This is a genomic window from Micromonospora halophytica (assembly GCF_900090245.1).
GTDB lineage: Bacteria > Actinomycetota > Actinomycetes > Mycobacteriales > Micromonosporaceae > Micromonospora > Micromonospora halophytica.
The window spans coordinates 1-22,807 of sequence record NZ_FMDN01000027.1 but is presented as its reverse complement, the minus strand read 5'-3'; the positions used below and the strand labels follow the sequence as shown (position 1 = coordinate 22,807).

28 protein-coding genes and 3 tRNA genes are annotated in these 22,807 nt (G+C 72.5%); 17 read left to right on the top strand and 14 right to left on the bottom strand.

Translation table 11 applies throughout. The features are described 5' to 3' along the window. The first annotated feature begins 8 nt into the window (after positions 1-8). From idi to GA0070560_RS25015, 6 genes are all read left to right on the top strand, one after another. Entirely contained in the window at positions 9-614 is a 606-nt protein-coding gene (gene idi, locus GA0070560_RS25040) for an isopentenyl-diphosphate Delta-isomerase (protein WP_091302107.1), read from the top strand. Next, a complete protein-coding gene (locus tag GA0070560_RS25035) occupies positions 604-1,539 on the top strand; it encodes a MerR family transcriptional regulator (RefSeq protein WP_091302105.1) in 936 nt (311 codons plus the stop codon). Before idi ends, GA0070560_RS25035 begins: the two co-directional genes overlap by 11 nt. A gap of 74 nt (positions 1,540-1,613) precedes the next feature. Further along, complete coding sequence (locus GA0070560_RS25030; RefSeq protein ID WP_091302103.1) at positions 1,614-2,417, top strand: polysaccharide deacetylase family protein; 804 nt, start codon at positions 1,614-1,616, stop codon at positions 2,415-2,417. Between the two features lie 155 nt (positions 2,418-2,572). After that, positions 2,573-2,645: transfer RNA gene (locus GA0070560_RS25025), tRNA-Glu, on the top strand. A 33-nt stretch (positions 2,646-2,678) separates the two neighbouring features. Next, positions 2,679-2,755: transfer RNA gene (locus tag GA0070560_RS25020), tRNA-Asp, on the top strand. 102 nt (positions 2,756-2,857) lie between these two features. Further along, positions 2,858-2,931 (top strand) — tRNA-Phe (locus GA0070560_RS25015). Positions 2,932-2,948: 17 nt separating this feature from the next. Here GA0070560_RS25015 and GA0070560_RS25010 read toward each other — a convergent pair. Then, positions 2,949-3,428, bottom strand: a complete 480-nt coding sequence (locus tag GA0070560_RS25010) for a hypothetical protein (protein WP_170839576.1) — start codon at positions 3,426-3,428, stop codon at positions 2,949-2,951. A 113-nt stretch (positions 3,429-3,541) separates the two neighbouring features. Between GA0070560_RS25010 and GA0070560_RS25005 the strand changes: the two genes are divergently transcribed. Next, entirely contained in the window at positions 3,542-4,309 is a 768-nt protein-coding gene (locus GA0070560_RS25005; protein ID WP_139131592.1) for a hypothetical protein, read from the top strand. A 58-nt stretch (positions 4,310-4,367) separates the two neighbouring features. Here GA0070560_RS25005 and GA0070560_RS25000 read toward each other — a convergent pair whose 3' ends face one another. After that, complete coding sequence (locus GA0070560_RS25000) at positions 4,368-5,216, bottom strand: hypothetical protein (RefSeq protein WP_139131591.1); 849 nt, start codon at positions 5,214-5,216, stop codon at positions 4,368-4,370. Positions 5,217-5,505: 289 nt separating this feature from the next. On the opposite strand from GA0070560_RS25000, the gene GA0070560_RS24995 reads away from it, so the two are divergent. Further along, positions 5,506-6,018 (top strand): SRPBCC family protein, encoded by a 513-nt coding sequence (locus GA0070560_RS24995; RefSeq protein WP_091302095.1) that lies wholly within the window; start codon positions 5,506-5,508, stop codon positions 6,016-6,018. A gap of 135 nt (positions 6,019-6,153) precedes the next feature. Here the strand turns inward: GA0070560_RS24995 and GA0070560_RS24990 are convergent, their stop codons facing one another. Then, complete coding sequence (locus GA0070560_RS24990) at positions 6,154-6,861, bottom strand: DUF2786 domain-containing protein (protein WP_091302093.1); 708 nt, start codon at positions 6,859-6,861, stop codon at positions 6,154-6,156. 121 nt (positions 6,862-6,982) lie between these two features. On the opposite strand from GA0070560_RS24990, the gene GA0070560_RS24985 reads away from it, so the two are divergent. Beyond that, complete coding sequence (locus GA0070560_RS24985; RefSeq protein ID WP_091302091.1) at positions 6,983-7,396, top strand: hypothetical protein; 414 nt, start codon at positions 6,983-6,985, stop codon at positions 7,394-7,396. 41 nt (positions 7,397-7,437) lie between these two features. On the opposite strand, the gene GA0070560_RS24980 is transcribed toward GA0070560_RS24985, so the two are convergent. Then, the gene (locus GA0070560_RS24980; protein ID WP_425412711.1) at positions 7,438-7,866 is read right to left on the bottom strand and encodes a hypothetical protein; all 429 of its coding nucleotides are present in this window, start codon (positions 7,864-7,866) and stop codon (positions 7,438-7,440) included. Positions 7,867-7,989: 123 nt separating this feature from the next. Between GA0070560_RS24980 and GA0070560_RS24975 the strand changes: the two genes are divergently transcribed. Beyond that, positions 7,990-9,342: an ABC transporter substrate-binding protein gene (locus GA0070560_RS24975; RefSeq protein ID WP_091302087.1), complete on the top strand. Its 1,353-nt coding sequence runs from the start codon at positions 7,990-7,992 to the stop codon at positions 9,340-9,342. Positions 9,343-9,402: 60 nt separating this feature from the next. Here GA0070560_RS24975 and GA0070560_RS24970 read toward each other — a convergent pair whose 3' ends face one another. After that, positions 9,403-10,146: an enoyl-CoA hydratase/isomerase family protein gene (locus GA0070560_RS24970; protein ID WP_091302084.1), complete on the bottom strand. Its 744-nt coding sequence runs from the start codon at positions 10,144-10,146 to the stop codon at positions 9,403-9,405. Beyond that, on the bottom strand, positions 10,143-11,033 hold the full coding sequence (locus GA0070560_RS24965; RefSeq protein ID WP_091302082.1) for a 3-hydroxyacyl-CoA dehydrogenase family protein: 891 nt from the start codon (positions 11,031-11,033) through the stop codon (positions 10,143-10,145). Before GA0070560_RS24965 ends, GA0070560_RS24970 begins: the two co-directional genes overlap by 4 nt. 160 nt (positions 11,034-11,193) lie before the next feature. Between GA0070560_RS24965 and GA0070560_RS24960 the strand changes: the two genes are divergently transcribed. Further along, positions 11,194-11,484 (top strand): hypothetical protein, encoded by a 291-nt coding sequence (locus GA0070560_RS24960; protein WP_091302080.1) that lies wholly within the window; start codon positions 11,194-11,196, stop codon positions 11,482-11,484. A gap of 27 nt (positions 11,485-11,511) precedes the next feature. Here the strand turns inward: GA0070560_RS24960 and GA0070560_RS24955 are convergent, their stop codons facing one another. After that, a complete protein-coding gene (locus tag GA0070560_RS24955; RefSeq protein WP_091302173.1) occupies positions 11,512-12,291 on the bottom strand; it encodes a class I SAM-dependent methyltransferase in 780 nt (259 codons plus the stop codon). 54 nt (positions 12,292-12,345) lie between these two features. Between GA0070560_RS24955 and GA0070560_RS24950 the strand changes: the two genes are divergently transcribed. Further along, positions 12,346-12,726, top strand: a complete 381-nt coding sequence (locus tag GA0070560_RS24950; RefSeq protein ID WP_091302078.1) for a PPOX class F420-dependent oxidoreductase — start codon at positions 12,346-12,348, stop codon at positions 12,724-12,726. Positions 12,727-12,827: 101 nt separating this feature from the next. Here the strand turns inward: GA0070560_RS24950 and GA0070560_RS24945 are convergent, their stop codons facing one another. Both GA0070560_RS24945 and GA0070560_RS24940 read right to left on the bottom strand, forming a co-directional pair. After that, on the bottom strand, positions 12,828-13,037 hold the full coding sequence (locus GA0070560_RS24945; protein ID WP_007073996.1) for a BldC family transcriptional regulator: 210 nt from the start codon (positions 13,035-13,037) through the stop codon (positions 12,828-12,830). Between the two features lie 241 nt (positions 13,038-13,278). Then, positions 13,279-14,118, bottom strand: coding sequence for a DUF8083 family protein (locus tag GA0070560_RS24940; protein ID WP_091302076.1), 840 nt, complete (start codon positions 14,116-14,118; stop codon positions 13,279-13,281). 174 nt (positions 14,119-14,292) lie between these two features. Between GA0070560_RS24940 and GA0070560_RS24935 the strand changes: the two genes are divergently transcribed. Both GA0070560_RS24935 and GA0070560_RS24930 read left to right on the top strand, forming a co-directional pair. Then, positions 14,293-15,375 (top strand): Glu/Leu/Phe/Val family dehydrogenase, encoded by a 1,083-nt coding sequence (locus GA0070560_RS24935; protein WP_091302074.1) that lies wholly within the window; start codon positions 14,293-14,295, stop codon positions 15,373-15,375. A gap of 289 nt (positions 15,376-15,664) precedes the next feature. Continuing rightward, entirely contained in the window at positions 15,665-15,880 is a 216-nt protein-coding gene (locus tag GA0070560_RS24930; protein ID WP_088976875.1) for a DUF3073 domain-containing protein, read from the top strand. Between the two features lie 148 nt (positions 15,881-16,028). Here GA0070560_RS24930 and amcA read toward each other — a convergent pair whose 3' ends face one another. The 5 genes from amcA to GA0070560_RS24905 all read right to left on the bottom strand — a co-directional run bounded on the left by amcA (position 16,029) and on the right by GA0070560_RS24905 (position 20,738). Further along, positions 16,029-16,265, bottom strand: coding sequence for a multiple cyclophane-containing RiPP AmcA (gene amcA / locus GA0070560_RS24925; RefSeq protein ID WP_091302071.1), 237 nt, complete (start codon positions 16,263-16,265; stop codon positions 16,029-16,031). Continuing rightward, positions 16,234-17,337, bottom strand: a complete 1,104-nt coding sequence (amcB, locus tag GA0070560_RS24920; RefSeq protein ID WP_342670439.1) for a cyclophane-forming radical SAM peptide maturase AmcB — start codon at positions 17,335-17,337, stop codon at positions 16,234-16,236. Before amcB ends, amcA begins: the two co-directional genes overlap by 32 nt. 130 nt (positions 17,338-17,467) lie before the next feature. Further along, a complete protein-coding gene (gene purM / locus GA0070560_RS24915) occupies positions 17,468-18,622 on the bottom strand; it encodes a phosphoribosylformylglycinamidine cyclo-ligase (RefSeq protein WP_091302068.1) in 1,155 nt (384 codons plus the stop codon). Positions 18,623-18,683: 61 nt separating this feature from the next. Then, complete coding sequence (gene purF / locus GA0070560_RS24910; RefSeq protein WP_091302067.1) at positions 18,684-20,225, bottom strand: amidophosphoribosyltransferase; 1,542 nt, start codon at positions 20,223-20,225, stop codon at positions 18,684-18,686. A gap of 159 nt (positions 20,226-20,384) precedes the next feature. Beyond that, positions 20,385-20,738: a sterol carrier family protein gene (locus GA0070560_RS24905; protein WP_091302171.1), complete on the bottom strand. Its 354-nt coding sequence runs from the start codon at positions 20,736-20,738 to the stop codon at positions 20,385-20,387. Positions 20,739-20,803: 65 nt separating this feature from the next. Between GA0070560_RS24905 and GA0070560_RS24900 the strand changes: the two genes are divergently transcribed. From GA0070560_RS24900 to GA0070560_RS28410, 3 genes are all read left to right on the top strand, one after another. After that, a complete protein-coding gene (locus tag GA0070560_RS24900) occupies positions 20,804-21,934 on the top strand; it encodes an IS110 family RNA-guided transposase (protein WP_281185140.1) in 1,131 nt (376 codons plus the stop codon). A gap of 174 nt (positions 21,935-22,108) precedes the next feature. Continuing rightward, positions 22,109-22,468 carry a transposase gene (locus GA0070560_RS29185; protein ID WP_211565984.1) on the top strand — a complete coding sequence of 120 codons (360 nt, stop codon included), beginning with the start codon at positions 22,109-22,111 and terminating at the stop codon, positions 22,466-22,468. Then, on the top strand, positions 22,354-22,807 hold a 454-nt coding region (locus GA0070560_RS28410), incomplete at its 3' end, for a transposase (RefSeq protein ID WP_211565982.1). The genes GA0070560_RS29185 and GA0070560_RS28410, both read left to right, overlap by 115 nt.

Sequence of the window (22,807 nt, the reverse complement as noted above, 5' to 3'; positions counted from 1 at the left end):
TCACGGCGGTGAAGTCCCGGGAAGGGCACCTGGTCGAACTGGTCGACGACACCGGCCGCGTCCTCGGCGAGGCCACGGTCGCCGCCGCGCACCAGGCGCCGGGGCGGCTGCACCGCGCCTTCTCGGTGCTGCTGGTCGACCCGGAGGGGCGGGTGCTGCTCCAGCGGCGGGCCGCGGTGAAGACCCGGTTCCCGCAGCGCTGGGCCAACTCGTGCTGCGGCCACCCCGGCCCACGCCAGTCGCCGGCCGAGGCCGCCAACCGGCGGCTGCGCGAGGAGTTGGGCGCCGAGCCGGTGTCGCTCACCGAGGTGGGGATCTACCTCTACTACGCCGAGGACCCGGTCACCGGCCGGGTCGAGTTCGAGTACGACCACGTACTGCGCGCCGACGTGCCCGCCGACGTCACCCTGCTGCCGGACCCGGACGAGGTCTCCGAGCTGCGCTGGGTCGATCCGGTCCGGCTGATGACCGAGATCGAGGCCGACCCCCGCGCGTACGCGCCCTGGCTGGGCGGGGTGGTGAGCCGGCTGCTGCGCTCCGGCGGCCCGGCCGGCACCACGATCCCGTCCGGCGTACCGGCGGACGACGCTCCGGAGCGGCCGGGTGGCCGATGAGGCGCTGAGCGCGGGGGCCGTCGCACGCCGACTGGGCGTGGCGGTCACCACGCTGCGTACCTGGCACCAGCGCTACGGCCTCGGTCCCAGTCACCACGTCCCGGGTCACCACCGGCGCTACACGCCGGCCGACCTGGCACGCCTGGAGATCATGCGCAAACTCACCACCGAGGGGATCGCCCCGGCCGAGGCGGCCCGCTGGGCGAAGCAGGGCCCGGCGATCAGCCCCGGTGCCGAGCTGCGGATGCGGGGCGTCCGGGACGGCGGCGGGCAGACCATCCCGGTCGGCCGGGCCGGACCGGTCGCCCGGGGCATGGCCCGGGCCGCCATGCGACTGGACTCGGTGGCGATCAACGAGACGATCGCGCACTCACTGGCCCGCGACGGCGTGATCGCCACCTGGGACGGGCTGCTCCGCCCGGTGCTGGTCGGCATCGGCGAACGGCACGCCGCCACCGCCGGGCTGATCGAGGTGGAGCACCTGGTCTCCCGCTGCGTCTCGGAGGCGTTCGCCACGGTCACCCGCGCCGGCACGGCGACCGGCCCACCCCGGATCCTGCTCTCCTGCGCGGACGAGGAACAGCACACCCTCCCGCTGGAGGCGCTCGCCGCCGCGCTCGCCGAGGCCGGGGTCACGTACCGGATGCTCGGGGCGCGGGTGCCGGTGGCGGCCCTGATCGAGGCGGTGAACCGGACCGGCCCGGCGGCGGTGGTGATCTGGTCACACACCCGGGCGACCGCCGAACCGGGGCAGCTCAGCGCCCTGCTCGGGGTGCCCCGCCGGCCGCTGCTGGTGCTGGCCGCCGGGCCGGGCTGGCGGGCCGACACCCTGCCCGCCGGGGTGGTACGCCCGGTCGACCTCACCGAGGCGGTCTCGCTGGCGTTGGCCGTCCGGGACTCGCTGGACCAGGCGACGGGGGACTGACCGGCCCTGCCGGATTCACATTTCGTCCACTACCGTCGGGGCCGTCCGCGTACCCGATCCCCCTCGGAGTGACGATGCGTCCACGCCCCGTCCTGGCGGTCGCCCTGGCCCTGGTCCTGCTCCTCGTCGGATGCGGCGAGGAACAGCGGAACAGCCGGCAGGTGGCGGCACCCGCCCCGACGGCCTCGACGGACCCGACGGACCCGTCCGCCACCCCCACACCACCCCCCAGGCCACGGCCCACCACCGCCAGGCCGAAACCCCGGTTGCGGCCGACACCGAAGACGCTCCCCGCCGGCCTTCGGCGCGCCACCGGCGTACGCGCGGTGGCGCTGACGTTCGACGACGGCCCGGACCCGACCTGGACGCCGAAGGTCCTCGACCAGCTGCGGTCGGCCAAGGTGAAGGCGACGTTCTGCGTGGTCGGCACCCAGGTCCGCAAGCACCCGGAGCTGGTGGCGCGGATCGTCCGGGAGGGCCACCAGCTCTGCAACCACAGCTGGCGGCACGACTTCGATCTCGGCCGCCGCCCGGTGGCCGAGATCCGGGCCGACCTGACCCGCACCAACCAGGCCGTCCGGGCGGCCGTCCCGGGCGCCGAGGTGCCGTTCTTCCGCCAGCCCGGCGGTCGGTGGACGCCGGAGGTGGTGGCGGTGGCCCGTCAGCTCGGCATGCGATCGCTGCACTGGAGCGTCGACCCGCAGGACTGGGCGAAGCCCACCGCCCCCGTGCTGACGAAGCGGGTCCAGGCCGGCGTACGCCCCGGCGCGATCGTCCTGATGCACGACGGTGGAGGCGACCGGAGCCGAACCCTGGCCGCCTGCCCACACCTGATCGCCGACCTGAAACGGCGCTTCGGCATCGCTCCACCCCGGTGATAACCGCCCTGACCTGCGGTTTTTCGGGGCACTGTGCCCCTGGCCATACCGGTTTGGTCGTCCGCCCAGGCATGGCATATGCTTCTCATGCCTCCGGCGGGGCCGGATGGGAGCAAGTCCGCTTGAAGTTGCGAGTGTGCAATGATGGCGGGGCCGCCCTCATCGTCTAGCGGCCCAGGACGCCGCCCTTTCAAGGCGGTAGCACGGGTTCGAATCCCGTTGGGGGCACGGTCCGGCTTCGGCCGGAGGCAACAAAAGCTAGGTCCTGTGGAGCAGTTGGAGTGCTCGCCGCCCTGTCAAGGCGGAGGTCGCGGGTTCAAGTCCCGTCAGGACCGCCAGCGCCGACGCCGCGTGCACCATTGCGCGGCGTTCTGCGTATCGGAGCGTGTTACCTGTTCGGCGGAGACCCCGCCTTCCGGGTACCATGAGCCGAGCACCACGGCCAGGTAGCTCAGTTGGTACGAGCGTCCGACTGAAAATCGGAAGGTCGGCGGTTCGACCCCGCCCCTGGCCACATAGCCTTTCGCCGGGCTACTGAAACGCCGACCAGCGGTAACGCAGGTCGGCGTTTCTGCGTGGTGCCCTGGCTGGATCCGTCCGGTCGAGCCTGACACCCGCCTGTAGTCGCGCGGTGGATCCGGACAGCTGGTCCTGCCGCAGGACGAACCAGCCGAGCGCGCCTGCGGCCACCAGCAGCGACGTCGCCATCAGGGCGAGTTCGGCCAGGAACGGCATGGGCACGAGGGACACCACCTGCTGGAGCAGCAGGCTCGTGGCGGCCAGCGCGACACCGCCGCCGACCCGGACGGGTTGGGGTCGCTGGCCCACCTCCGGTCGGCCGGGACGGAGCCGAAATCGCGGGAGCCGTCGGGTCACCGCGATACGGACACCGGCCACGACCAGGACCGCACTCACGATGGCGACCGCCAGGCGGGGAGCGAGCAGCAGCGTCACTGTGTGGCCGGAGCCGTCCGGGACAGCAACGAGGACGCCGCGCTCACCCAGGCTCATCCGGCCATCGTCGATGCGGGTGTCAAGGACACCGGCGGCGTCCACGCCCCTAGGGGTACGGGCCGGGAGCCTCCCGATGGTGAGTGAGTCCACCCGGAGCCGAGACTGGGCACATGACACCTGGCAGAAGGTTCCTCAGTCGACTCGGCACTCCCTGGCGGTGGGCGTACGGCCCGGAGTCCCGCCGCGCCTTCCGGTTCTCCGTCCTCGCCGTGCCACGGGCTCTCGGGGCGACGGTCCGGGCCGTCCGCGGGGGACGGCCCGGCAACCTGCTCGGCGCGCTGGTCGCGCTGCCGGTCGCGCTCGCCTCGTCGGCGTTGACCGCCGTCCTGGCCTTCCTGGTGCTGATCAACGTGCTGGCGTACCCGTGGCGGGAACTGCTCGTGCGCTCCGGCCAGGCCGACGGCGGGTACGCCGACTCGTGGGGCGGCCCCACCCTCGCCGGGGCCTGGGCCACCCACGCCGTGCTGCTCCTCACGCTGGTCGTCCCGGTCATCGCGTGGGCCGTCCGAGGGCTGACCGCCGTGCAGCGGCGGCTCACCGATGCGCGGTGGCACCGGGCGGAGGCCGAGGCGGCGCCAGCGCGCCCGGTGGATGCCGGGGTGACGCGACCTCACCAGGCCGATGCCGAGGTGCCGACGGTGGCACGACGCACCCCCGTCACGGCGGTGGGGACGGGGTGGCACCGGCTCGTCACCGTGCTCGGGGCGGTCGCGCTCTTCGTGGGCCTGTCCCTCACCGCGCACACGGCCGGGATCGGCGACAACCTGGTGTGGACGCCTCAGGACCTCACCAGCGGGGCGGCCCTGGCGGTCACCCTCGCACCGCTGGCGGCGCTGCCCCTGCTGGCCCGTACGGCCTGGTGGCGTCGGCCGCACTGAACGCTCTCGTACCCACCGCCCGGACTCCGGCTGCGCCGGCGGGCCGGGGCAGGACCGGTCAGCGGTCGGGCCGCTGCTGGCCCTGACGCCGCTGGGCCATGCCGCCCTGGACCGCCTCCCACACGCTACGGCCGGCCTGGCGCAGCGTCTCGCCCGCCTGTCCGGCGAACTGGGACGCCGGCGAAGTGCCACGGCGCTCACGGTCGCCTGCGGTCGTACCCCGGTCGGCGGGTCGGGGGCCGGTGGGCGCGGGTGGCGGCCCGCCCGCCGGGACCTCGGCGCCCGGACGGGGCGGGCGGCTGGTCGGCGGCGGCTCCAACGGGGGTTCCGGTGGGGAGCCCACCGGCGACGGCCCGGCCGGAGACTCCGGGCGTGGGCCGGTGGGTCGCTGCGCCGACGTGGCCGCGACGGGCTCAGCGGGCCCGGCAGGACCGGCGGCGCGGGCGGCCTCGCGCAGGGACCGGTCGGCCACCGCGCCGATCGAGCCGACCTGCTGGCCGGCCTCGTCGACGACGGGCGCGGCAGCGGTCGCCGGCCGGTCGGCCACCCGGTTGACGTCGTTCAGGGAGACGTCGGCGGTACGGGCCAGCGCCTGGACGATCTCCGGGTTCCGGTCGAGCGTGGTGAGCGCGCGGTCGAGGATCTCCACCAGCTTCTCCAGCCGGACCTTCAGCAGCGCCTCGGCGCTGACCCCCTGGAGATCCAGTTCCGCCCCCGCCAGGTGCACCCGCACGCCGGCGTCGATCTGGAGCAGGTTGGCCAGCCGGGCGCGCAGCGACAGGTCCGCGTCGAGTCCGTCGACCGCCAGCCGCAGCGAGTCGACCGACACCTCCGGGATGTCGAGCAGCACGTCCGGCTCGACCTCGTGGCCGCCTCCGGTCCGCTCCGGCTCCCGCGCCTCGCTCATCGTCCGCTCCCCACCCGCGGCCCGGCCGTGGGCCACGTCAGCCGCGCTTACCCCGATAGCCGACCACCATCCGTGAGACTGCCGGCCGAGCTTGGTGAGGCGCACGCCATGGCACCGACATCGCGGTGTCCGACGCTGAGAAACACCGCCATGTCGGCGAAACGGAGTCGATCGCCCGGGCCGGGCTGGGCCAAGCCGACGAAGGCGCCAGCCGGTGCGTTCCACTGTCCGGAAGCGGGCAGCAAAGCGAAGCTGCACACGGAGGCATGAGCCGGTATGGTCCGGGCCTATGGGACAGGAGATGGCGGAGGTCCATCAGGACGTCGAGCGGTACGCGCTCCGCAGCACCCTCCTCGCCCCAGTCAACGCCGAGCTGGCGTTCGCGGTGTTCACCGGGGCGCTGACCGACTGGTGGGTACGCGAATACACCTGGTCCGGTCCGGCGGCGCTGGCCGAACTGGGCATGGAGCCACGGGCGGGCGGGATGCTCTACGAGATCGGCCCGTACGGCTTCCGCAGCGACTGGGGCCGGGTGCTCACCTGGGACCCACCGAAGCGGCTGGTCTTCACCTGGCAGATCGGCCCGGACCGGGTGCCGGTGCCGGACCCGGCGCGGGCCAGCGAGGTCGAGGTGCTCTTCCTGCCCGACGACTCCGGCGGGACCCGGGTCGAGGTGGAGCACCGGCACTTCGACCGGCACGGCGAGGCCGCCGAAGGCTACCGGCAGGCACTCACCGCCGGCTGGCACGAGCTGCTCAGCCGCTTCCTGGCCACGGTCACCCGGCACCCCACCGGCAACTGAGCCGGCCACAACCCGCAGCCCGCAGCCCGCAGCTGAGCATGATCCAGTCGCGTTTTCCGACAAGTCTTCCGGCGCGTCGTGTTCCTTTCTGCGACCCGATCATGGGGACGGGACGGCGGGACGCGGGCCGGAGCGTCAGCGGGTGAGGCCGCGGCTCGCGGGCGTACCGTCGACGACGTCGCGCCCACCCAGGTCGGCGCGGCGGCCCGCCTCGGCACCGGAGCCGAAGCCGCCACCGGCGAGGCGGCGCGGGGCGGCCGTCCTCAGCCGGGGGTAGACCTCGGTGACCCGACGCGCCACCCGGTCGGAGCGGTCCACGAGGACCAGCGCGACCGACGGGCCGCCCTGCTCGGCCGCCGCGCCCGCCTCGGCCGAACGCAGCCGCTCGGAGACCACCCGGGCGAAGCCGGCCAGCCAGGAGCGGCGGAAGGCGGCCGGGTGTTCACCGGCCGGTACGGGGGTGCCGGCCAGTCCGTGCGCGGCCTGCACCAGCAGCGAGGTGAACAGCAGGTCGACCCGTTCCAGATCGCTGGCGAAGCCGAACAGGTGCATGGCGAAGCCGTCGCCCTGCCGTCGGCGCACGCAGCGGCAGCGCAACGGGTCGGCCACGGCGGCGAGCAGTGCCGCCTTGTCCCGGGCGTACGGGGCGACGACGTCGACCACCCGGTCGCCGACCGGGTCGGTGGCCGGGTCCCGGGCCGCCAGCAGCGCCCGGTCGACGCCGTACCGCGCGATCAGTTCGGTGGCCTTGGCGGTGAAGGCGGCGGACTCGGCGGGCGTGCAGGCCGGGTCCTCGGCCTTGGCCAGCAGCTTGCGTACCTTGCTGAGCATCGCCTCGGACATGCCACCAGAGCTATCACATCGGACGGGACGGTCCACCTCGGACGGATCGACCGGTACGATCACCACGCTCAGCACCCTGTCCGCAACACAGGGTCCACCTTCACCCCCTGGAGGCATCCGCATGGCATCCCCGGTCGCCCGCCTGACGGCACTCACGGCGGCGCTGTCCCTGCTCGTCCTCGGCTCCCCCGCCCACGCCGCCCCCGAGACGAACCTGTCCGGGTCGTACGCCACCTGCTACGGCGGGGCGGTCCGCTCGTACTTCCAGACCGCCGGTTGGGGCGGTGACGCCGGGCCGTACCGCACCAGCACCCGGTGCCGGGACATCAACGTGCGCAACGCCAGCGAGTTCGGCGTCGAGGCGTGCGTGATCTTCGTGGACAAGACGGACAGGTGCAACTATCGGACGTACCTGCCGTCGAAGTCCGCCTTCATCACCGTGGCGACCAACGTCCGCGACGGTGTCCGGTTCCAGGTCCGCTTCGAGACCCTGCGCTACGAGTACGAGCCGCTGGTCGCGTACCACGCGTACTGAGCGGGTGGGGCGCCCGGCTTCCCACGGGCGCCCCACCGCCGTCAGTCGGCCCGGCTGCGCAGGGTGGCCACGGTCGAGCCGGCGAGCGTGAGCAGGCACTCCGGCAGCAGGCCGTCGGCGGCCGCCGCCCCGAAGAGGGCCTCGCCGGTGTCCTCGTCATGGTTGGCGTACGCGCTGACGAAGCGGGCCACCCAGCGGGCGTCGTACCGGGCCTCGTCGAGGCCGGGGAAGTCCAGCGCGGCGGTGCCCGGCGGCGGGTCGCCGACCATGGTGGCGGCGAGGCACCAGGCCACCCCGTACGCCCCTTCGAGCCCCGACCGGTCGACCACCGCGTCGAAGGTCCCCACCACCGCGTCACCGTCGCCGGCCAGGGCCGAACGGAGCACGGCGGTCGCGTCGTCGAACGTCTGTTCCGGCAGGTCGGTCACCTGCGCAACGGTAGGACCGGGGGTCAAGCGGTGACCCGGCATCTCCATGGCGGTGACGCTGCGTGCGGACGGCTGTCGGGCCGCCGACCGGGGGGACTCCACGCTCCCACCAGGGCCGTCGGCGCGCTATGGTGCGCAGCGGACCTCCCTGGAGGAAGGACGACGATGCTCGCAACACGCGGCCCGCGCGCTGCCATCCTGGCGGCGGGTGCGGCGTTCCTGCTCGCCACCAGCGCATGCGGGACCACCGACAAGCCCGAGGACACGGCCGCCCCGCAGGTGCGCCTCTACGGCACCGACGGCAACATGCTGAACTCCTTCCCAGGGGAGTTGAAGGACCGCGGCAACCTGGTCGACGGCATGAAGGGCACCACCCCGCTGACGCCGCTGACCGAGGACTTCAAGGAGCGGCTGCGCGCGGTCGACCCCGACCTGAAGGACTTCCTCTACGCGGCCGAGGCGTACGACGCGGTGGTGATCAGCGCGCTGGCGGCGCAGCTCGCCGGCAGCACCGACCCGGCGGCCATCGCCCGGCAGATCGTCGGGGTCACCACCAACGGCCAGCGCTGCACGGAGCCGAAGGCCTGCCTGGCGCTGGCCCGCGCCGGGCAGGACGTCGAGTACCGCGGCCCCTCGCTGTCCCGGGCCGGCTTCACCGACGTCGGCGAGCCGGCCACCGCGAGCTACGCGACGATGCACTTCGACAACCAGAAGATCAACGACGCGAAGACCGAGTTCGTCGGCGCCGGTGACGAGTCCGGGGCGAGCACCAAGCTCCCGCCGAAGCCGAAGAAGCAGCAGGGTGGGCGTACCGACCGCGGTGACGGTTCCCCGCTGATCCTCGGCGGGCTGCTGCCGAAGACCGGTGACCTGGCCCTGGCCAACCCGCCGCTGGCGGCCGGCGCCGCCCTGGCGGTCCGGGAGGTCAACGCCGCGGGTGGCGTGCTCGGGGAGCCGATGGTCTGGATCGACGGCGACGACGGCACCAGCGTGGCGGTCGCCAAGGCGACCGTGGCCTCGCACATCCGCGAGAAGGTGCACGTCATCATCGGCGCCGGCGCTTCGGGCATCTCCGCCGCCGTGCTGCCGGACGTGGTGGCGGCCGGGCGGATCCTCTTCTCGCCCTCCAACACCGACTCGGGGCTGACCAGGGCCGACGACAAGGGCCTGTACTTCCGTACCGCCCCGCCGGACAGCCTCCAGGGCCGCGCCCTGGCGGACGTGATGCTGCGGGACGGCCCGGACCGGATCGTCGTGGTGGCCCGCAAGGACTCCTACGGCGAGGGCCTGCAGGAGACCGTCCGGGCCGAGCTGGAGCGGGCCGGCATCGGCGCCGACCGGGTGAAGCTGCTGACCTACGAGCCGCCGGAGGACGCCCAGGCCGCCCCGGTGGACTTCACCGGCCTGGCCAGGGAGATCAAGGCGTACGGCCCGGAGGCGGTGCTGGTCATCGGCTTCGCCGAGTCCGCCGGGCTGATCACGGCGCTGGACGAGGCGGGCGTGCCGATCCGGCACTGAGCACCGCCGACGACGACGGCCGCACCGGACGTCCGGTGCGGCCGTCGCTGTGTAAGCAGGTCAGCGGGAGCGCCGCCGCTCGAGGAACTCGGTCATCCGCCGCCGCTTCTCCTCGTCCTCGAAGAGCACCGCCTGGCTCACCAGGTCGAGGTGCGGATGCGCGGCCGGCGGCGCGTCCACGGCCAACTTGGTCAGCCGCAGCGCCAGCGCCGACCCCTTCGCCATCTCGTCGATCAGCTCGTGCGCGGCGGCCAGCAGTTCCGCCGGCTCGGCCACCACCCGGTTCACCAGGCCGATGCGCAGCGCCTCCTCGGCGTCCACCCGGCGGCCGGTGAAGAGCAGTTCCTTGGCCCGGGCCTCGCCGACCAGGGCCGGCAGCCGGTGGGTCGCGCCCGCGCCGGCCAGGATGCCCAACCGCACCTCCGGCTGGCCGAAGACCGCCCGCGCCGTGCAGACCCGCAGGTCGCACGCGTACGCCAGCTCGGCACCGCCGCCCAGCGCCGGCCCGTCCACGGCGGCGACGCTCGGCATGGGCAGGGCCCGGACGCGGGCGAAGGCGGCCTGGTTGATCGCGGCGAGGGCGTCCAGCCGGCCCCGCTCGCGGAGCTGGCCGATGTCCGCGCCACCGGCGAAGATGCCCTCCGCCCCGCCGGTGAGCAGCAGCAGCCGTGGGCGGGCCTCCAGTTCGGCGCAGACCTGGTGCAGCTCGGCGATCAGGTCGGCGTCGATGGCGTTGCGCTTCTCCGGCCGGTCCAGCGTCACCACCAGCCGGTCGGGCAGTTCCTCGATCCGCAGCCCGCTCATGCCGACGCCCCTTCCCCGGTGGCCGGCCCGTCGGCCTTGCGGCCGTCCGTCCAGGTGTAGAAGCCCTGGCCGGACTTCCTGCCCAGTTTTCCGGCGGCCACCATCTCGACCAGCAGCGGCGGCGGCGCGAAGCGGTCCCCGTACGCGGCCTGCAGGGTGCGGGCGATGTCGAGCCGGACGTCGAGCCCGACCAGGTCGGTGAGTTCCAGCGGGCCGACCGGGTGCCGGTAGCCGAGCACCATCGCCTTGTCGATGTCGGCGGGGGCGGCCACCCCGTCGGCGACCATCCGGATCGCCTCCAGGCCGAGGGTGACCCCGAGCCGGGAGGTGGCGAAGCCGGGCATGTCGCGTACGACGACGGGGTCCTTGCCCAGCCGGCCGGCGAGCGCGACGGCCGCGTCCGTGGTCGCCGGGGCGGTGGCCGGGCCCACCACGACCTCCAGCAGGGCCATCGCCCAGACCGGGTTGAAGAAGTGCAGCCCGAGGAAGCGTTCCGGCCGGGCCAGTCCCTCGGCCAGCTCGGCGATCGGGATGCTGGAGGTGTTGCTGCCGAGCAGCGCCGGACGTAGGGCCTCGGCCTCGCCCAGCACGGTCCGCTTGAGGTCGGCCCGCTCCGGCACCGCCTCGACGACCACGTCGGGCTCCGGCGCGACCTGCGCCAGCGCCGCCCGCAGGGTCAGCCGTTCCCGGTTCGCGGCGGCCTGCCCGGCGTCGAGCTTCCCGCGTGCCACGGCCCGGTCCCACAGCTCGCCGAGACGCGCGGCGGCGGCCTCCGCCCGGCTCCTGTCGACCTCGACGAGTTCGACGGCGTAGCCGGCACCGGCGGCGACGTACGCGATCCCGAGGCCCATCGTGCCGGCCCCGACGACGACAAAACGACCACTCATGACGCTCCCTCGCTGCGCGCGGCGACGCACGGGGTCTCCGTCGCGCCGTGCCACGCGCTCCTGCGTGCGACCCTATGCAGCACCGGTGACGCTGGCATGCGTGGGGGATCGCCGGACCGGGTACAGACGGCCCGCAACGTCAAGGGAAGGACGAGTCGACATGAGCCAGGCACCCGTGGACGGCACCGAGGGCACGGAGACCGTGGAGACACGCGGCGACGACCGCGTGGACCTGCTCCGCGCCGACACCAACAACGACGGAAGGACCGACGTGTGGGTGGTCGACACCGACGGTGACGGCAAGGCCGACCTGTTCCAGTTCGACACCGACGGTGACGGCAAGGTGGACATCACCATGGTCGACATCGATGAGGACGGCACCCCGGACGAGGTGGTCGACGGTGACGGCGGGCTGCCGCCCGAGCAGCACGCCCCGACCGTCCAGGTGTGATCCCGGCCGGGAGCCCCGGCCGTCCGGTCAGCCCGCGAGCCGCAGGGTGGCCAGGTAGTACGGGGCGTCCCGGTCGTCCACGTCGACCAGTTCCCACGGTGAGCCGTGGATCAGCTCCGCCAGTTCCCCGGCGGAGCAGACCAGATAGTCGAACCAACCGGTGCCCAGCTCCCGGTAGCGCAGCCGCAGCCGGAGCTGGCCGCCGAGCCGGCCACGCCGCCGGTTGCGCTCGTGGTAGCCGGTGTGCAGCGGGTCGGTGGTGCCGTACGGGTCGGTGCCGTGCGCGATGACCTGCGCGCCGGGCCGGGCCATGGCGGCCAACGCGGCGAGGAAGGCGGGGGCCCGCTCGCGCCCTTCGATCAGGCCGAGGTTGTTGCCGAGCAGCAGGAACGTGTCGTACCGGCGGCCGTCGGCGACGTGCGCGTCGACGGTGCCGGGGACGAGGTCGCGTACGCCCCGGTGCCGGCAGACCCGCAGCGCGCCGAGGGAGGTGTCCAGCCCGGTCACCGGTACGTCCCGTTCCTGGAGCGCCAGCGCGATCCGGCCGCCCCCGGTCCCGATGTCCAGCGTCTCGCCCCGGGCCCGGTCGACGGCCCGGTGGTCGTACGGCTGCCAGTGCTCGGGGCCGTCCAGGTAGTGCGCGGCGGGGGCGCCGTTGACCAGTCCGTCGTCCCGCTCGATGATCTCGATGACCGGGCGGGGCAGCCGTCCGCCCGCCAGTGGCCGGGGGCCGATTCCGGTGTGCACCGCGTACGCGTCGCGCAGCATCTCGCCGAACACGTCGCCGATCCTGGGTTCTGCGGTCACGCCGCCCACGCTAACCGCCGGGGCGGGGCCTGTCGCGGCCGTATCCTGGGCCTCGTGACCGAGCTGGACCGCCTGGCGGCGGAGAAGTACGTCCTGCTGACGACGTTCCGCAAGGACGGTCGGGCCGTGTCGACCCCGGTCTGGGCGGTCCGCGACGGCGACACGCTCGCGGTGTGGACGGCGGCCGACACCGGCAAGGTGAAGCGGATCCGGCGCGACGGCGCGGTGACGGTGGCTCCGTGCGACGTGCGCGGCCGGCCGCACGGGGCGGCGGTGCCCGGGCACGCCGTGCTCTGCGGCCCGCAGGAGAGCCACCGGATCCGTGGCCTGATCAAGCGGAAGTACCGGCTCATCGGCCGGCTGAGCCTGCTCGGCAGTCGGCTGCGCCGGGGCGAGGCGGGCACGATCGGAATCCGGATCACCGTCCAGGAGTGAGGGGGCGCCGGCCTCGGAAACGGTTCAGGGGCGGTGGATCGTCGCTGTCGCGACGTCCGCCCGCCCCTGAGACCGGAAAGCTGCCTTACAATGCCGGCCGGTCAGTCTCCCTGGCGCTGCTGCGGGATCTGCCCCTGTAGCAGGGCCCGAACCTCCGACTCGCGGTACCGACGGTGGCCGCCCAGAGTCCGGATCGCGCTGAGCTTCCCCGCCTTGGCCCACCGGGTCACCGTCTTCGGGTCGACACGGAACATCGACGCCACCTCGGCCGGTGTGAGTAGCGGCTCTGGTTCGTGCGTTCGCGATGCCATCGGTCACTCCTCCACATGTATAGACATCGGCCGGGGTCCCGCCGGCCGACGCGTCTCCCATGGTCCGGCTAGTCCCCGATGTCCGACATGGGCCGAACGGCCGAAGGTCCCTAGACGGACGGATGAACCATGCCCGATTTATCTGACTTTTACACACCAGAAAGTACCTTATTCGGACTCATGATCACGGTTCGTGATGCGTCAAATACGACGCTGGCTCAACTCTCCGGGCGATTCGTGCTCAGTTGCACCGCTCCAGCAGCTGCACCGCGCGCCAGCGGGCCACCAGCCGGTCGTACGCCGTCGAGGCCTCCTCCGCCTCGCCCCGGGAGAGCCCGGTCAGGCCGGTGGCGACCAGCTCGGTCGAATCGTCCGCGGTGAGAGTCTCGTCTGAGAGCAGTCGCACCAGCCCGCCGTAGTCGAGTTCCACCACCGAACGGGGGTGGAACTCCTCCAGCCAGCGGGCGGCCTCCTCGACCGCCTCGGTGATCGGGGCCTCCCCTACCGACTTGCGCAGCACCGACAGCGCCCGCGACGACCGGCGGCGGGCCTTCGAGATCTCGGTGCGGTAGCGCAAAGCCCGCCGCGCCGGGTGGGTGACCAGTTCCCGCTCCGCCGACTCGAAGAGCACGAACCAGCGCAGCGGCACCCCCCAGGTCGCCGTCTGCTCGTGCAGCCGGGGCACGCCGTGCTCCAGCACCCGGGCACCACTGCGCCAGTCGTCCACCACCGCCTTGGCCTGACCGGCCAGCACCGGCGGCACGAATGCGTCGGCGATCACCGACGGGACGCCGTCCCGGGCGCTCAGCGCCGCCTCGGCCACCCGGATCCGCAGGTTCCACGGGCAGACCAGCAGGGTGTCGTCGGCCTCCAGCACGTACGCCTCGTCCGGCAGGTCGGGCAGCCGGGTCCAGCCCGCGCCCAGCGCCTCGATCACCGAGGTGCGCTGCCTCCCGGGACCCTCCAGCGGCGCCACCGCACGCCCCTCCCGGACGTAGCGCCGCCAGTACGCCTGGCGGTCCCGGTCGAAGGCGGTCAGCGGCTCGTACACGCGCAGGTAAGAAGCGAAGAGCGACGGCACGGCGCGATCCTCCCACGAATCCGGGCCCGACCGCCGTCGCCGCCCGGGCCCGGGCGTGACGTGGACAACAGTCCGGCGACGACCGATATTAGGCTCAGCAGCACCGGCAGCATCCCGCCGGTGCGCCACCAGGTCCGCGCCCCACAAGGACGCACACCGACACAGGAGTCAGCCATGGGCGTATTCGCCAGCACCGACGACCCGGGATCGACCGGCCACGAACAGGTCGTCTTCTGCCAGGACAAGCAGACCGGCCTCAAGGCCATCATCGGCATCTACTCGACCGCGCTGGGCCCGGCGCTCGGCGGCACCCGGTTCTACCCGTACGCCAGCGAGGACGCCGCGCTGGCCGACGTGCTCGACCTGTCCCGCGGCATGGCGTACAAGAACGCCCTGGCCGGCCTGGACCTGGGCGGCGGCAAGGCGGTCATCTGGGGTGACCCGGAGCAGATCAAGAGCGAGGCGCTGCTGCGCGCGTACGGCCGCTTCGTCCAGTCGCTGGCCGGTCGCTACTACACCGCCTGCGACGTCGGCACCTACGTCGCCGACATGGACGTGATCGCCCGGGAGACGCGCTACGTCACCGGCCGCAGCGTGGAGCACGGCGGTGCCGGCGACTCCTCGATCCTCACCGCCTGGGGCGTCTTCCAGGGCATGCGGGCCGCCGCCGAGCACGTCTGGGGCACCCCGACGCTCTCCGGCCGGCGGGTCGGCGTGGCCGGCCTGGGCAAGGTCGGGAAGTACCTGGTCGGCCACCTGGTCGACGACGGCGCCGAGGTGGTGGCGACCGACGTCAACCCCCGCGCCCTGGAGTGGGCGCGCGCCACCCACCCGCAGGTCGAGCTGGTCGACGACGCCTCCGCGCTGGTCGCCGCCGACATCGACGTGTACGCCCCGTGCGCGCTGGGCGGCGCCCTGAACGACGACACCGTGCCGGCGCTGCGGGCCCGGGTGGTCGCCGGGGCGGCGAACAACCAGCTCGCCCACCCGGGCATCGAGAAGCTGCTGGCCGACCGGGGCATCCTCTACGCCCCCGACTACGTGGTGAACGCGGGCGGCGTGATCCAGGTGGCGGACGAGATCGAGGGCTTTAACTTCGAGCGGGCCAAGCTGCGCGCCACGAAGATCTACGACACCACCCGGGAGATCCTCCGCCTCGCCGACGACGAGGGTGTGCCGCCGGCGGTGGCGGCCGACCGGCTCGCCGAGCGCCGGATGGCCGAGATCGGCCGTCTGCGCACGATCCACCTGCGCTGAGGAGACCGTCCCGGGGTGCGGAGCGGTCCGCATCCCGGGACGCCCCGCAGGTAGGATGAATTCGGCCGGTTCGTGACCTTCTGGCCGGTGTCACGACCGGTTACCGTCGCCGCTCCTTACCGGGTACACTCGGTGACGTCCGGACGACTGCGACGCGCAGGGCCGGCAGACGGTAACCCGAGGTGCCGAACGGTGGCATCCCCATGTACCGTAAGAGCCACGAGAGATGCCTGACGTCATCGGGGCCCGCCTTCGGGCTGCCCCGCATTCTGTGCGAGGGGGTCGAGCCATGGGGCGCGGCCGTGCTAAGGCCAAGCAGACGAAGGTGGCCCGGGAGTTGAAGTACCACTCCCCGAACACCGACCTCACCGCCTTGCAGCGCGAACTGGCGGGTGCTGGTAAGTCTGAGCACAACTTCGACGACGACTACAAAGAGTATGTCGACGACGATGATGAGGATCACGCGGACGACGACCCGGACACCTGGGTTCCTCCGACCCGCTGACCTCCGGTCACATCTGAGCACGCGGCGCCTCCCGCGTGCTCACGCATGTGCCATCCCCAGCGGTGACACGACCGACGATCGGGGACCCCGCCGTGTGCCGGATGATCCGGCTGACCGGCAGGGTCCCTGATCTCGGCGTGTCCGGCGCTCAGCGCGGCCGGTTGTTCCAGTTGTAGAAGGTCGGGATGTTCTCGAAGTGGTTCCAGGCGCAGACCGCGCCGGCACCGTCCGAGCCCGACACCTCCGCCCGTGACCGCCGCGCGGCCTCGGCCTCCTGGAGCAGGGCGGTCAACCCGGTGGCAGCCTGACGTACCCGGTCGACGACCGGATCCGGGACACCACCCCCGACGCGCTCAGGCCGCCGGTGACTCGTGGTCTCGGGCATGCTCCAACACTCCCTCCAGTAGGCGGATCTTGCTGTTGCGGCAGTGCTCGGTCTCCGTACCGTCGAACCGGCCCTGTTCGAAGTAGCGGTTGGCCGCATGGCCGCCGCCGCAGAAGCCGAAGTACGCACACGACGACCGGCACGCCTCGACCCCGGTCAGGAACTCGCCGACCCACGGCGTGCCCGCCGCGCCGGCCAGGATCTCGGCCAGCGGGGTGACCAGGACGTTGCCGCTGCTGAAGTCGCCGTACCGATGGTCGGTGAAGCCGGCCAGCTCCGGGGAGAGCACCACCACCGAGCCGTCGTGGCCGACCGTCGGGATCGGGTCCAGCTGCCGGGGCAGCAGGTCGTCGGCGCTGCCGTCCAGCACCGCCGCGGCATACCGCAGCGACCACTCCACCTCGCGCAGGTGGATCCTCGGCGCCCGACGCCAGGCCGCCACCAGCTCGGCCCAGAAGGCGGTCACCGCCGCCACGTCGTGCGCGTTGCCCCGGGTGTTGACCCCCTCGGTCTCCTCGATGTTGACGCCGAGCACGTCGCACCCGAGGTCGAGGAAGTAGTCGTACAGCTCGGTGGCGAGCCCCGGACCGGGCCGGCCGACCACCGCCAGCGCCGAGAAGGGCAGGCCGTGCCGGCGCAGCGCCTCGACGCCGCGCACGATCCGGTCGTACGCCGGCAGCCCGCCCCGGGTCACCCGGTCGCCGTTGCGCTCCCGGGGACCGTCCACGCTCACGCTGACCCGCACCCCGTGCTCGACGAAGAACGCGCACCAGGCGTCGTCGATCAGCGTGGCGTTGGTCTGGACATGGTGCTCCACCTCCGGCCCGAACGGGGCCATCAGCGCGGCCAGGTGCTCCCGCCCGGCGGCGAGGGGCTCCCCGCCGTGCCACACCACCGAGAACCGTTCCGACCCCGCCCACGGGTTGACCGAGGCGGCGACCGCCTCGGCCACCGCCACCGGCATCCGCCGATCCGCCGCCCGGAACGGCAGGTAGCAGTAGGCGCAGTCCAGGTTGCAGAGCGTCGTCGGCTGCATCACCACGTACGAGGGGACGACCGCGAGGCCGCGCATCCCCGTCACCGGCTGTGCCCGAGCAGCCATCGGCCCTCCTCCCCGGTGCCTGAAGTGCCCTTCAGGCTAGGCGGCGATGGCCACTCGGGTGAAGCCCTGATCAGGTGCTCGGATGATCAGCGGAGCGTGATCACCCCCGGGTGTGCTGACCGATCATCTGCACGTTGCCGGTGCCCTCGATGATCTCGCCGGCCGGCCAGGCGTCCACGCCGCGGCCGGCCAGGGTGGCCAGCGCGCGGTCGGCGTCCTCGGCCGAGACGATCGCGAACATGCCGACGCCCATGTTGAAGGTCGCCTCCATCTCCGGGTCCTCGATCCGCCCCTTGGACTGGATCAGGTCGAAGATCGGCTGCGGCTTCCAGGTCGACCGGTTGACCACCGCGTCGACGTGCTCCGGCAGGATCCGCACCAGGTTGCCCGGGATGCCGCCACCCGTGACGTGGGCGATCGACCGCACCTCGGCCTCGGCGATCAGCTTGAGGCAGTCCTGGGCGTAGATCTTGGTCGGGGTGAGCAGCTCCTCGCCGAGGGTGCGCTGCCGGCCGAAGTCCTCGATCACCACGTCCAGCCGCATCCGGCCGGCGCCCAGCAGCACGTGCCGGACCAGCGAGTAGCCGTTGGAGTGCAGGCCGGAGGAGCGCATGGCGATCACCACGTCACCGACCTCGACCCGCTCCGGGCTGAGGATCTCGCTCTCCTCCACCACACCGACGCCGGTGGCGGAGATGTCGTACTCGTCGGGGCGCAGCACACCCGGGTGCTCGGCGGTCTCGCCACCGAGCAGGGCGCAGCCGGCGTACCGGCAGCCGTCGGCGATGCCCGCGCCGATCTCGGCGACCCGGTCCGGCACGACCTCGCCGGTGGCGATGTAGTCCAGCAGGAACAGCGGCTCGGCGCCGCATGCCACCAGATCGTCGACGACCATCGCGACGAGGTCGATGCCGACCGTGTCGTGGATGTCCATCTGCTGCGCGATCACCAGCTTGGTGCCGACGCCGTCGGTGGAGGAGGCCAGGATCGGGTTCTTGTACTTCTTGGTGTCCAGCCGGAACAGGCCGGCGAAGCCGCCCAGGTCGCCCATGACCTCCGGGCGCCGGGTCTGCTTGACCTTGGACTTCAGCAGCTCGACGGCGCGGTCGCCCGCCTCGATCGACACCCCGGCGTCCGCGTACGAGACCGAGCGTTTGCGCGTCGTGCGGCCGGTGCCGGCCGTCCAGGGCTGGCGGTCGTCGCCGGCGCCGGTCGGGCTGCTTCCTGCGCCGCTGCGCTCGGACACGTGCGTCACGGTTCTCCCCTTTGTGGTTCTCGGCGTCGTACCGGGGGTGCCCCGAGGACGCCGGGTGGTGCTACAGGCGGTGGACGGTCGCGCCGCCCGGAGTGGCGACGAGCGGTGTGGCGGTGTGCTCCGGGGTGTCCGGCGCCTCCTGGGCGACCCGACGTCCCACTGCTTCGAGCACGTGCTTGCCGATCAGGTTCCCCGCCGGCAGCTCGATCGGATACTCCCCGTCGAAGCAGGCGCGGCAGAGCCGGGTCTTGGGCTGCTCGGTCGCGGCGATGAGACCGGGGAGCGATACGTAGCCGAGGGTGTCCGCGCCGATCGAACGCCGGATGCCGTCGTTGTCCAGCCCGTTGGCCAACAACTCGGCCCGGGTGGCGAAATCGATGCCGTAGAAACACGGCCAGGTGACCGGCGGGGAGGAGATCCGGACGTGCACCTCCAGCGCGCCCGCCTCCCGCAGCATCCGCACGATGGCCCGCTGGGTGTTGCCGCGCACGATCGAGTCGTCGACCACGACCAGCCGCTTGCCCCGGACGTTCTGCCGCAGCGGATTGAGCTTGAGCCGGATGCCGAGCTGACGCAGCGTCTGCGAGGGCTGGATGAAGGTACGCCCGACGTACGGGTTCTTCATCAGGCCCGCGCCGTAGGTGATGCCGGACGCCTCGGCGTAACCGATCGCGGCCGGGGTGCCCGACTCCGGTACCGGGATCACCAGGTCGGCCTCGACCGGGTGCTCCTTGGCCAACTGCCGGCCGATCTGCACCCGGGCGGCGTGCACGTTGCGCCCGGCGATGGTGGCGTCCGGGCGGGCGATGTACACGTACTCGAAGAGGCAGCCCTTCGGCTCCGGCACGGCGAACCGGGTGGACCGCAGGCCGTCCTCGTCGATCGCGATCAGCTCGCCCGGCTCGACCTCGCGGACCACGCTCGCGCCGACGATGTCCAGCGCGGCGGTCTCGCTGGCGACCACCCAGCCGCGTTCCAGCCGGCCGAGCACCAACGGCCGCACCCCGTGCGGGTCGCGGGCCGCGTAGAGCGTCGACTCGTCCATGAAGACGAAACTGAACGCCCCCTTGAGCTGTGGCAGCACCTCAAGGGCAGCGCCTTCGACCGACAGGTCGGGGCGGCTGGCCAGCAGCATGGTCACCAGCGAGGTGTCGTTGGTGGCGCCGTCGGCGATCAGCCCCCGCTCGGCGACCTCCTTCTGCAGCTCGGCGGTGTTGACCAGGTTGCCGTTGTGCGCCAGCGCGATGGTCGTGCCGGAGCTGGTGGACCGGATGGTCGGCTGGGCGTTCTCCCAGTTCGACGCGCCGGTGGTCGAGTAGCGCGCGTGGCCGATCGCGAGGTGCCCGCGCAGGCTCGCCAGCGTGGGCTCGTCGAACACCTGGGCCACCAGGCCCAGATCCTTGTAGACCACCACCCCGGAGCCGTCGCTCACCGCGATGCCGGCGGCCTCCTGGCCCCGGTGCTGGAGCGCGTAGAGACCGAAATAGGTCAGGTTGGCGACCTCTTCACCGGGCGCCCAGACGCCGAAGACACCACACGCGTCCTGGGGGCCTGGTCGTTGAGGATCAAGGTCGTGGCTCAGCCGGCCGTCGCCTCGGGGCACCTGCCGCTCCCTCATGCTGGTCTGGACTGGCCTGGGGTGTGTCGACCACGCCACCGGCCGGGACCACTGTCGTCGCCTGACAGTGTACGCGAATCGGAGTCGATACAGATAGTCACGATTTGCCTCCAGCGCGTCACAGGGCCGGGTCGGTCGTCGCAGCTAGAGGGGTAGATGGGCGGAGAGATCCGCCCGGTTTCCACTCACCTGTACGCGACCGTCGGTGACCGCGTCGGCCCAGGAGAGCCGTCCGGTGGCCAGCGCCAACCAGGTTGGTGGATCCATCTCCACCACGTTCGGCGGGGTGCCACGGGTGTGTCGAGGACCCGGAAGACACTGAACTGCACCGTAAGGTGGGACACGCACCTCCACCGATCGGCCGGGAGCACGATCCGCCAGGGCAGTCAACAAGGCACGGACCGCCTCCCGGTACACCGGCCGTTCGGGGGCACGCCCCTCGTCGAGCGCCGTCAACGCCGCCGCGACCGCGGCGGACTTAATGTGCGGAGAGGACACGACGGGACGATACGACTCGATGCCGCCGGACGCCAGGCGACAAACCAACACTCCACCACCCAAGCATGCCTGCTTCGGCTCGGATACCTAGCGGCGGGTCAACCCCACCTTCTCCGGGGTGCTGTTTCAGCCTGTCGACACTATTAACCAGGCGAGCGCCGATCGCCGTGGCGCTGGCGCGACCCGGAGGGCGCGCCCTGCCGGTCGCGGTGGCTCGGGCATGTGGGCATCAGGTGGCCTACCTGCCCGGCCTGGCCATGCGCCGGATCGCTGACCTGCACCCGGGTGCGGCGAAGACCGACGCCCGTGACGCCTATGTCATCGCTGACGCCGCCCGGACCCTGCCGCACACGTTGCGGCGGGTCGACGTCGGTGACGAGGCCCTGGCTGAGCTGGAGATCCTGGTCGGCTTCGACGACGACCTCGCCGGCGAAGCCACCCGGGTGTCCAACCGCATCCGGGGTCTGCTGACGCAGATCCATCCCGCGCTGGAACGGGTCCTCGGCCCGAAAGTGCACCACAAGGCCGTGTTGGAGCTGCTGTCGCGCTGCGGTGGGCCGGCTGGTCTGCGCAAGGCCGGCCGCCGCAAACTGCTGTCCATCGCCGCCGTCCACGCACCACGCATGGGTAAGCGGCTGGTCGAGCAGATCATGACCGCCCTCGACGAGCAGACCGTCACCGTCCCCGGCACTCAGGCTGCGGAGACGATCCTGCCTCGCCTCGCCGACAGCCTCCGCGACGTCCTGCGCCAGCGTGACCAGGTCGCCAAAGAGGTCGAGGGGATGCTTGATGCTCACCCTCTTGCCCCGGTCCTGACCTCGATGCCCGGCATCGGCGTCAGGACCGCAGCCCGGATCCTGCTCGAAGTCGGTGACGGCACCGCCTTCGCCACCCCCGGCCACCTCGCTGCCTACGCGGGCCTCGCACCGGTGACCCGACGCTCCGGCAGCAGCATCCGCGGCGAACACCCACCCCGCGGCGGCAACAAGAACCTCAAACGCGCGTTCTTCCTCACCGCGTTCGCCGCCCTAGCCGACCCCGTGAGCAAGGCCTACTACGACCGCAAACGCGCCGAAGGCAAACGCCACAACGCCGCCCTCATCTGCCTCGCCCGCCGCCGCTGCGATGTCCTGTTCGCCATGCTCCGCGACAAGATCCCCTACCAACCCCGCCCAGCCGCCTCAATCGCCACTTGACGGAGCCCATAGGGACACCCCCCTAGCCGACCACCAACCCGGGCCTCGGCAACGCCTTGCCCAGTTATGGGGCATTCCTCATCCACCGCAACACGCGGCTTCGAACGGCATTCGAGGTTTAGAGCGTGTCTCGGGTGGCGGTCGGGTGGCCTGGGATGGTAGATCACTTCTACTGTGGACGAGCGGTTGATCCAGCAGTGGGTGCCTGACGATTTGTGGAACCTGGCCGGTCCGTTGATCCCGCCACCGCCTCGACGTCCGCAGGGCGGAGGTACACCGCCAATCGACGCGCGGGCGGTGTTCGCCGCGATCGTGTACGTGCTGACCACCGGTTGCGCGTGGCGGCACCTACCGCCCGGGTTCGGCGTGTCCAGAGCCACCGCGCATCGCCGCTTCACGGCGTGGACGGCCGCTGGACTGTGGCGGCGACTTCACATCGCTGCGTTGGACCAGCTCGGCGCGCATGGACTGATCGACTGGTCCCGTGCCACCGCCGACGCCGCCTACGTGCGGGCGAAAAGGGGGGCCGTCTGACCGGCCCGAGCCCGGTCGACCGAGGGAAACCCGGCAGCAAGATCCACGCCCTGTCGGAACGCAGCGGGCTCCCGCTGTCCGTGGGCGTGTCCGCGGCGAACACCCACGACAGCCGCTGCCTGGAATCTCTCGTCCAGGCCATCCCCGCCGTCAAGTCCCGGCGCGGCCCCCGCCGACGACGGCCGGACAAGCTGCACGCCGACAAGGGATACGACTACCCGCACCTGCGGCGGATGCTGCGCCAGCGTGGCATCCGACCCCGCATCGCCCGCCGGGGCATCGAGTCGGCGAGCCGCCTCGGCCGGCACCGGTGGGTCATCGAGCGGACCTTCGCCTGGT

What these genes read in the sequence shown, in the direction of transcription:
- GA0070560_RS25030 (WP_091302103.1), top strand. Translation starts at nt 1,614, where the DNA reads ATGCGTCCACGCCCCGTCCTGGCGGTCGCCCTGGCCCTGGTCCTGCTC.
- GA0070560_RS25010 (WP_170839576.1), bottom strand. Translation starts at nt 3,428, where the DNA reads ATGAGCCTGGGTGAGCGCGGCGTCCTCGTTGCTGTCCCGGACGGCTCC.
- GA0070560_RS25005 (WP_139131592.1), top strand. Translation starts at nt 3,542, where the DNA reads ATGACACCTGGCAGAAGGTTCCTCAGTCGACTCGGCACTCCCTGGCGG.
- GA0070560_RS25000 (WP_139131591.1), bottom strand. Translation starts at nt 5,216, where the DNA reads ATGAGCGAGGCGCGGGAGCCGGAGCGGACCGGAGGCGGCCACGAGGTC.
- GA0070560_RS24995 (WP_091302095.1), top strand. Translation starts at nt 5,506, where the DNA reads ATGGGACAGGAGATGGCGGAGGTCCATCAGGACGTCGAGCGGTACGCG.
- GA0070560_RS24990 (WP_091302093.1), bottom strand. Translation starts at nt 6,861, where the DNA reads ATGTCCGAGGCGATGCTCAGCAAGGTACGCAAGCTGCTGGCCAAGGCC.
- GA0070560_RS24985 (WP_091302091.1), top strand. Translation starts at nt 6,983, where the DNA reads ATGGCATCCCCGGTCGCCCGCCTGACGGCACTCACGGCGGCGCTGTCC.
- GA0070560_RS24980 (WP_425412711.1), bottom strand. Translation starts at nt 7,866, where the DNA reads ATGCCGGGTCACCGCTTGACCCCCGGTCCTACCGTTGCGCAGGTGACC.
- GA0070560_RS24975 (WP_091302087.1), top strand. Translation starts at nt 7,990, where the DNA reads ATGCTCGCAACACGCGGCCCGCGCGCTGCCATCCTGGCGGCGGGTGCG.
- GA0070560_RS24970 (WP_091302084.1), bottom strand. Translation starts at nt 10,146, where the DNA reads ATGAGCGGGCTGCGGATCGAGGAACTGCCCGACCGGCTGGTGGTGACG.
- GA0070560_RS24965 (WP_091302082.1), bottom strand. Translation starts at nt 11,033, where the DNA reads ATGAGTGGTCGTTTTGTCGTCGTCGGGGCCGGCACGATGGGCCTCGGG.
- GA0070560_RS24960 (WP_091302080.1), top strand. Translation starts at nt 11,194, where the DNA reads ATGAGCCAGGCACCCGTGGACGGCACCGAGGGCACGGAGACCGTGGAG.
- GA0070560_RS24945 (WP_007073996.1), bottom strand. Translation starts at nt 13,037, where the DNA reads ATGGCATCGCGAACGCACGAACCAGAGCCGCTACTCACACCGGCCGAG.
- GA0070560_RS24935 (WP_091302074.1), top strand. Translation starts at nt 14,293, where the DNA reads ATGGGCGTATTCGCCAGCACCGACGACCCGGGATCGACCGGCCACGAA.
- GA0070560_RS24930 (WP_088976875.1), top strand. Translation starts at nt 15,665, where the DNA reads ATGGGGCGCGGCCGTGCTAAGGCCAAGCAGACGAAGGTGGCCCGGGAG.
- amcA (WP_091302071.1), bottom strand. Translation starts at nt 16,265, where the DNA reads ATGCCCGAGACCACGAGTCACCGGCGGCCTGAGCGCGTCGGGGGTGGT.
- amcB (WP_342670439.1), bottom strand. Translation starts at nt 17,337, where the DNA reads ATGCGCGGCCTCGCGGTCGTCCCCTCGTACGTGGTGATGCAGCCGACG.
- GA0070560_RS24900 (WP_281185140.1), top strand. Translation starts at nt 20,804, where the DNA reads ATGCCTGCTTCGGCTCGGATACCTAGCGGCGGGTCAACCCCACCTTCT.